Annotated in this window: 9 protein-coding genes and 2 pseudogenes; 5 read left to right on the top strand and 6 right to left on the bottom strand. The window is 55.7% G+C overall.

Going from position 1 to position 7,708, the window contains the following annotated elements:
* The 3 genes and pseudogenes from AB4Z19_RS30325 to AB4Z19_RS30335 all read left to right on the top strand — a co-directional run.
* The coding region (locus AB4Z19_RS30325; protein ID WP_442037117.1) for an integrase core domain-containing protein at positions 1-218 on the top strand (218 nt) is incomplete at its 5' end.
* 54 nt (positions 219-272) lie between these two features.
* Positions 273-593 (top strand): annotated as a pseudogene (locus AB4Z19_RS30330) (integrase core domain-containing protein); the annotation flags it as partial.
* A 118-nt stretch (positions 594-711) separates the two neighbouring features.
* Positions 712-987 carry a DNA methyltransferase gene (locus AB4Z19_RS30335; RefSeq protein WP_442030339.1) on the top strand — a complete coding sequence of 92 codons (276 nt, stop codon included), beginning with the start codon at positions 712-714 and terminating at the stop codon, positions 985-987.
* A 66-nt stretch (positions 988-1,053) separates the two neighbouring features.
* On the opposite strand, the gene AB4Z19_RS30340 is transcribed toward AB4Z19_RS30335, so the two are convergent.
* Both AB4Z19_RS30340 and AB4Z19_RS30345 read right to left on the bottom strand, forming a co-directional pair.
* Positions 1,054-1,230: a hypothetical protein gene (locus AB4Z19_RS30340; RefSeq protein ID WP_442037119.1), complete on the bottom strand. Its 177-nt coding sequence runs from the start codon at positions 1,228-1,230 to the stop codon at positions 1,054-1,056.
* A 231-nt stretch (positions 1,231-1,461) separates the two neighbouring features.
* Complete coding sequence (locus AB4Z19_RS30345) at positions 1,462-1,719, bottom strand: hypothetical protein (protein WP_442037121.1); 258 nt, start codon at positions 1,717-1,719, stop codon at positions 1,462-1,464.
* Positions 1,720-2,230: 511 nt separating this feature from the next.
* On the opposite strand from AB4Z19_RS30345, the pseudogene AB4Z19_RS30350 reads away from it, so the two are divergent.
* Both AB4Z19_RS30350 and AB4Z19_RS30355 read left to right on the top strand, forming a co-directional pair.
* Positions 2,231-2,410: pseudogene (locus tag AB4Z19_RS30350) on the top strand (sensor histidine kinase); the annotation flags it as partial.
* A gap of 350 nt (positions 2,411-2,760) precedes the next feature.
* Positions 2,761-3,639 (top strand): slipin family protein, encoded by an 879-nt coding sequence (locus tag AB4Z19_RS30355; protein WP_442037123.1) that lies wholly within the window; start codon positions 2,761-2,763, stop codon positions 3,637-3,639.
* A 585-nt stretch (positions 3,640-4,224) separates the two neighbouring features.
* Here AB4Z19_RS30355 and AB4Z19_RS30360 read toward each other — a convergent pair.
* The 4 genes from AB4Z19_RS30360 to AB4Z19_RS30375 form a co-directional block, all read right to left on the bottom strand.
* A complete protein-coding gene (locus AB4Z19_RS30360; RefSeq protein WP_442028276.1) occupies positions 4,225-4,752 on the bottom strand; it encodes a hypothetical protein in 528 nt (175 codons plus the stop codon).
* Between the two features lie 18 nt (positions 4,753-4,770).
* Positions 4,771-5,235 (bottom strand): BON domain-containing protein, encoded by a 465-nt coding sequence (locus tag AB4Z19_RS30365; protein WP_442037125.1) that lies wholly within the window; start codon positions 5,233-5,235, stop codon positions 4,771-4,773.
* A gap of 1,138 nt (positions 5,236-6,373) precedes the next feature.
* Positions 6,374-6,619, bottom strand: coding sequence for a hypothetical protein (locus AB4Z19_RS30370; RefSeq protein ID WP_442028279.1), 246 nt, complete (start codon positions 6,617-6,619; stop codon positions 6,374-6,376).
* A gap of 51 nt (positions 6,620-6,670) precedes the next feature.
* Positions 6,671-7,060, bottom strand: coding sequence for a hypothetical protein (locus AB4Z19_RS30375; RefSeq protein ID WP_442028281.1), 390 nt, complete (start codon positions 7,058-7,060; stop codon positions 6,671-6,673).
* Positions 7,061-7,708 lie beyond the last annotated feature (648 nt).

Raw genomic sequence — 7,708 nt, forward strand, 5'->3', positions numbered from 1 at the left:
GCAAACCAACCGACAACTGCTTTATCGAAACGTTCAACGGGTCACTGCGTGATGAATGCCTGAACGTCCACTGGTTCACCTCCTTGACCGAGGTTCAGGCCATCGTGGAGGCTTGGCGCGTGGACTACAATGAGATCCGGCCTCACATGRCTCTCAAAGACCAGACGCCAACGGAATACGCTCGGAGAACGGTTTCTGGAGGGCTYGAAGGCCATTGACCGACCAAATTCTCGGSCCCGAAATGTCCATGTAATCCAAGCGGATCAATTACTGTCGAATTCTTGAGTGACAATGGCGGCGCTTTTCGTGCCATCGAGACGCACACTTTGGCCCATGAACTGGGCATCAAGCCTGTGCATACGCCCGTGAACAGCCCGCAGTCGAATGGCATGGCAGAGAGCTTCGTGAATACGTTTAAACGCGATTACGTCGCCTGCATGGATCGCAGCAGCGGCGCCGCCGTGCTGGCCCAACTGCCCGACGCCTTCAGGCACATCATCGAAGTACATCCACATTCGGCATTGGGCTACAAATCGCCATGCATGTTTAGGAAAGAGCGGCGGCGTCAGGCGCTGGAAACTGACGCTAACTAAGCATCAGGCTGTTTCCGGGAATGGAGGGGCAAGATCACGCACTCCGAAGACGACGAGGATTGATCCCGGCACGCACATACAGTCTTGCGCGCGCCGGCGCGGCCGTTTGGTGAGTGATATGACGAATCCGGTAATCATTGGCGGAGCAACACTCTACTTTGGCGACTGCCGCGAGTTACTGCGTGCCTTGCCTGCAGGCTGTGCCGACCTATGCATTGCTGACCCGCCGTACGGCGACACCAGCCTGGAATGGGATAAGGCGGTTGACGGCTGGCTACGGGAAGTAGCACGCGTGCTGAAGCCGAACGGCTCGATCTGGCTGTTCGGTGGCCGCGCTACGCGAAGGCTGCACTTACATCGGCTTCGAGGATATGGCCGAATACTTCGGGTGTGAGGATCGCATCCATAACTTCCTGAATCCCGTGCATCCAGACGTATTCCAAGCGGCCGCATGAACCTCTCAATCCATAAGCATATGCGTTTGGAAATTGAGGGCCATCGCGTGAATGATGGCAGCAAGAATGATTGGGTTATCCGTCCCAGTATAGGACTTGAGGTAAATCTCCTTGGCCTTTTCCAATTGCCGCTCAGTGATCCCAGCGATGTACTGCATATCCTTTTCGCTTTCGGTGCTCATGATGACTTCCTTCCCGGTGAACTAATCGGAAAGGTCAGCATAGCATGCGCGCCTTCAATCACCGACCTGAACAAACTCAACCGGTCCGTCAGGCTTACCGACGTTCTTCAGTTTATTGCGGTAGCCACAGTGCGGGCAGAGGAAATAGCAGCCGAAGTGGTCAATCGCAGGCTCGCATTCGGAAAACTTCAAGTTGGCAGTACAGCGTTTCCAGGTCCATATGAGTACACCTCACTGGTTCATGGAACGGAGCTGATCAGCGGCACGAACACCAGCTTCCAGCGCTGCTGCTGCCGCCATGGATTGCGATTCGAACGGCATATCCAGGATCTGCGTGTGCAGAACGCGAGGCCCCCTGAGGACTTTGAAAATTGCTCGCCACTTGCCCGAATTTTCCGGGTCATGGCCTGCGTAACGGACCAGATAACCATCCTCAAACAATGTTTCTTGGAATGGACCCAGGTACTCAGATGGAATATTGGCGTCCATACATCCTCCTTTAGAAGGGCATCGTAGCATGAACCGCTCCAATAGCGAATTGAGCCGCTGTAGGTCGGTTTTCACGTCGCTCCCTTTGAACCAGCACCGTATTATTTTGCCTCGCTTCTGTCCTTTGTACTGTACGTCTACGAACATACGCACTAGGCCAGACGGACTGGAGATTCTGCAAGTATCATGGCCGGGTTCGCCCTATACTGATGGAGTAGAGAAAAATATTCGACGGCCCTGCAAGAAACCGATCGGCCGGATTGAGTGCGGGGGGAGGAGGACTGCGATGCTGCACGAGTTCCTGGCTAATAATCGACGCGAACTCATCGCTCGCTGTCGGGCAAAAGTGGCTGCACGTGAACACATCGCGACCGCCGAACAATTGCAGAACGGCGTGCCGATGTTTCTTGAACAGTTGATTCGTACTCTACGTTCCGAACAGTCGAATTACGCCTTCGAAGGCCAAGTTATGCTCCCCATCTCTGATCGCGGAATAGCACACGGAGAGGTCGGTGCGTCTGCGACACTGCACGGCCAAGACATGCTGGCACTGGGGTTTACCGTCAATGACGTGGTCCACAACTATGGCGATTTGTGCCAGGCCATCACAGACCTTGCTGTGGAGCGTGACGCGCCTTTTTCCGTCGACGAATTTCGGACGTTGAATCGTTGTCTCGACGTTGCGATTGCATATGTGCGCATGCGTACCGACGGCATCCCGAATATAGCCAATAGTGAATTTAATGCATCTGACTGAGACATTCGCGCGGTCGATGAACTAATGGCCAGATTGCGAATGACTGTCGTTGTTTTGTGCGAGTTTCATATGGACAGATATTTATCAGTGTCCCCGTCTGGGGACAGCGCCCTGCCGGGGGGCGATACCGAGACCTTCGATCAGTCGCATTGTGATGCGGCATTGGACGAAGCCTTATGCTGTACTTTTCCAGCGAGTGATCCCATTGCTATTAACTTCGCTTTTACGCCGCTTGTTTTGATGAGAGCCGAACTCATCAGGAGGGCATTCCCACGGACGTTATCATGAACCCCGTAACATCATTTCTAGTCGTCGCCTGTCTGCTCGCGAGCGCTTGCAGTGCCTACTGGGTCAACTCATACCTAGCTTTCCTGTTCTTCGTCGTCGGAATTGTCATCGCACTGTCGCTGAAGATGGCCAACGCATGGGAAAAGTATGTCATTTTAAGGCTGGGTAAGCTGCAGAGTGTCAAAGGAGCCGGCCTGTTTGCCATGATCCCAATTATTGATAACGTAATTGCGATAATTGACGTGCGGATTCAGACCACTGCATTTAATGCGGAGGAGGCGCTCACGCGAGACACGGTTCCTGTCAATGTCGATGCGATCATCTTCTGGCATGTGCATGACGCGGAAAAGGCAGCTCTGGCCACTACGCATTATCGGGAAGCAATCGATCGAGTAGCGCAGACGTCGTTGCGTGAAATGATCGGTGCATCAATGCTGGGGTCGCTCTTGTCCGAACGTAAGGAAGCTGATGAGCTGCTGAAGGATGTCATTGCACGGAAGACGGCGCCATGGGGTATATCGGTCAGCTCTGTTGAGATTCGAGACGTTGCAATTCCCGTCGCCTTGCAAGATGCTATGTCTCGTCAAGCGCAAGCAGAACGCGAAAAGCAGGCGCGTGTCATTCTCGGCTCTGCCGAGGCTGCTATTGCCGGCAAGTTTGTCGAGGCAGCTGACACCTATGCAGGGCATCCTGCAGCGTTGCAGCTGCGAGCGATGAATATTATTTACGAGACAACGAAAGAGCGCGGCGCCACAATCCTGATCCCAAGCACGATGATCGATAGCTTGAATCCGCCTGCGGCCACAGCAATCCCTGCAACTCACGATAAGGGAGGCGCAGGCCCAGAGGTCTCATGGAGCAAAGTGGCGGCCTGATTGACGACAGGAAATATCGTCAGTTAACTTCTACGGTGATTGGCTTTGTCCAGGATGCCTGCCGAAGATCGGCTATCCAGGTTCCTTGGAGTGCGATTAGCCTGTGCCATCTTGCAGCAGGCGCTGGCATCCAGCGCCCTTGTTTTCGATAAGAGAGCATAATGCATTCATCAAGAGAACTTCGTGCAGCGACGCCGCCCGTCAATTGGTCTAACACGAGTTCCCCGTCAATCTGGAGGTAACGTTATGCGAAAAAGTAGAGATCGACGGCAGAACAACGGACCTGCAGCCGATATTGAGCATGCTGTGCTGTTGATGCAGACGCATGGACAGTCCTACGCATCCCGGTACCTCAAGAATATGAAGGTTCCCGACGAGACCATCGCGCGCGTGCTATCGGTGAATCCTAGTGACCGTCGGAGTGTGCCACATTGCGCGGGACCACACAGCACCTGGTCCGAAGGGGCAAACGAAACGCAGGAGCGCTCTACTCGTCCGCTCAGTTACACGTTCCGCGGTAAAATTATGCACAACCGCTAACATCCAGCAGTGCCATGAGACAGCCCCGGCTGCCTCGTGGTTGACTTAACGGCCGGATGGCGCGCTCGCTTCCGAAGTAGACTTGATGTCCGTCGCGCTGCCGCGTTCCAGTATGCCCTTCGCAACCGTTACCTGCTCGGACCTTTCAGTGTGCACCGAAATCAGCACATTGCCATTGCGAACCTTGCCGTCATACAGCTTGGCTTCGTATTCCGGAATACCCATGCCCACCAGACCGCCAATCAAGCCGCCTGCTGCGCCGCCAACCGCAGCACCGCCCAGGGCGGCCATGATTGGGCCTGCAGCGATGAATGGGCCGATCCCCGGGATGGCCAGCGTACCGATACCGGCCAGCCAGCCAAGCACGGCGCCAGTGCCCATGCCGGCAATGCCACCGGTGGTCGCACCTTCGGGCAGTTTCGTGTTTTGTTCGTGGGCGAAATCGCGGGTCCCGCCTTTATCCGGAAACAAGACGGAAATTTCGTTGTTGGAGAAACCGGCCTCCTTCAAATTGGCAACGATGCTTTCTGCGTGAGTGTGGTCCTGCGCAATGCCATATACGGCTGTACTCATAATAGTTCTCCAATTGAGTTAGTTACTCTTGATATCGATTTTATTGTCCACGCTGGACACGCCGGAGACTGACTTTGCGAGCGCTTCCACTTTACGTTTCTCGTCATCGCTCTGCACTGGCCCCCGCAGGGTTACAACGCCGCCTTCCGCCAGAATTTTGATGTTGTGCGCCATCACGGACAGTGACTTGTCCCTAAAAATAGCGCGGCGCACCGTCGCCAACAGTTTGCGATCAGCTTTCGCGTTCGATTGCGCTTGCGGCGTCTGTGAGCGTTCGACCTTGTCGCGACTGTTCACTTTGGTATTGTCCGCTACAGGCGTTGGCTGCCCTTGCTGTGGGGCTTGCGAAACCGTTGCGATGGGCGCCGCTTGCGCGATAGACCCGCTGGAACCGAGCGCAGTGACCAAAACTGCGCGCAGTACTTTCTTCGACACTTGTTTCATATTCGCCTTTCGGAAATCGCTGATGCGGAGGTCCATCATGGCGAGCGTAGAGAGACACGTCTGTTATGCCAATAACGTCCAGAAATCTTGAAAGGAATTCGGCCAGTCGCCAAACAATGCTCAGCACACTGAGCATACAGGTGCTCAGTCTGGCTTTCCTTGTGTTGCTGCTCCATCCGAGCAAACGTCCAATAAGATTCGCAGGTCCCCAGTGCGCTTTCACATGCAGCCCCGCCTGCCAGCATACTTGCTCCGACAACGAGGTTGAATACTGTAGTGAGGCTGCGGTGCGCCGACGCCGACAATGGCGCATCAATAACCTGCCGTTGCGTGCATCCATTCAATGGCGCAGCCCCAGCCTGGCTCCTTTCGCGAGGACGAGCGCTGGCCCACATTCCGATTTGCGCTATGGTGCACGTCCACTTGGTGCCGAAAAATTTCAAACTAGCGAGGCATGCGTCTCCGATCACCTGCTGCAGAAAATGCCAAGCCGAATTCCCGCGTGTCGTGGAAAGGCCGGGCAAACACCGACGTGATTAAACCGGCCGGCAAGCCGATAGACCAGGCGGTACGATATCCGAAATCTTCGCCAAATGCGGCCCTGGCTGAGATAACAATGGACACCTTCTTTGCCGTCAACTCATCAATGCGCCGAATCACCATAGCCCGTTGCCCGTCAGCCCTGCGTTTTGAACGCTGCGCGATACGAGGCCCGCAAATGCGAGCGCTCCTTGCCACAAGCAGTTCTTTATCCAGCGGAACGTATCGGCAGTCTATAGACCGGCTATGTATCCCGTCCTGAACCGGACCTTGGACGATACTCTTTGCATCCGACACTACGCCGGATGACCAGGGTGTGGCGCACGCCTGCTGACTCGCACGGCAAGGCAAGGCAAGGCAACTGCACTCGCGGCCTCGGCCGCATACAGCGCCCGCCGCTGCGGACTAATGCAAATCAAGCCGGCCACTAATGGTCGATTAGCGCATCAGGCCGATGGCCAGATCAGCTGATCAACGGCACGTCATATTTTATGGGGAACTAACCGAAATCATGGCCGGAAAAGTGCCAATCAGAAGAACATGCCTCGCTGCACGGGCGCCGGCCGGCGCGTCTACTCAGCCCCTCCCCGGTGTGGACCTTCGCGCACGACCCGAATCGGAAGCACGCGTCAGTTCATCACGGTTTTTTTGGATCGAACGCCACGTCCAGCACCTCATCAATGTGTTGCATAGCGCACTCCAGTCCCAGCGTTTTGGCAGTGCTGGCCGTCCAGGCTGAGACGGACAGGCGATAGTGCGTCACTGGCTGTGCGCTGCCTCGTCCGATGCTGATATGACAGTTCCACCTCATATTGGGTTTGCCCATCGCTTCTTTGACCACAAGACACGTGATCGCATGATCGCGATACTGTAGCACTTCCATTCGCTTCCCCTTCAGTCTGACGCCGTTCGGACGCCCCGCCGTTGAGTGCCTTCACTGCTCAGCACTGGTGCCTGCCTGGTCAACCGGCTTTCGCGCAAATGGCCACTTGCTATGATCGGACGCTTCGGTCGATTTTCCCAAAGTGTTTGCGTCACTCAATGCTTCATCATCCTGACGGGCGCCATCATCTTCCCGATCAGGTTCCCCGTTTGCTTGCCGGCTCTCTTCGTGTACGGCCTGTCCCTGCTCGCTGCCCCCTTGCTGCCCCGATCGCACCGATTGTGCATTGCCTTCCTGTTGCGGATCTCCCTCCATACCTTCGGTTCCTTCGGTGCGGACGTGCATCACCTCATCTTCGACAGCATCTGCCGGCGCCGCTGCATCAGCGCTTTTCAAACGAGGGATGTCATTGCCATCGCTACTGCTTTGATTCGTTTCCATGATCTTGCTCCGTCTTGAGAGTGATACCCCTGTGTAGCGGGCTTAGCCATGGTATTAGAGTACCTGGCGCAGGTCGTAGGCGCACACCTCCCTACGGCGTAGGAGGCGCAGCCCCGAGGGTGACAACGGCGCCTTGTTTGCTACCGGTTGGTGACCGCTGTATCCAGGATAACTTTCGAATGACAGCTATAGAGCGCTAGGAATGTGGAACGGGCAGGCGCCCAAATGCCAGCCGCGCGCGAAAGCTGTGATGGTCCCACGCTGCCGCCCGCATTTAATCCGGCGCCTTCAACTGTGGGGCTTTCCCATCCACTGCGGGTCGGACTGCACGCAATGCTTGGCGAGAGGCGCAAGCGCGCCGGCGCCGGCCCCAATTCGGCGTTAGTGGGGTGTGCAGCGCTTATAGCTGCGCGAGAGCGCGCGACCTGATGCAAAAACTTGATAACAGCTGATCCGCTTGGATTACATGGACATTTCGGGGCCGAGAATTTGGTCGGTCTGATCCGCTTGGATTACATGGACATTTCGGGGCCGAGAATTTGGTCGGTCAATGGCCTTCAAGCCCTCCAGAAACCGTTCTCCGAGCGTATTCCGTTGGCGTCTGGTCTTTGAGAGCCATGTGAGGCCGGATCTCATTGTAGTCCACGC

Origin of the sequence: Pseudoduganella sp. RAF19 (genome assembly GCF_052114165.1) — a bacterium.
Taxonomy (GTDB): Bacteria; Pseudomonadota; Gammaproteobacteria; order Burkholderiales; family Burkholderiaceae_D; genus Rugamonas.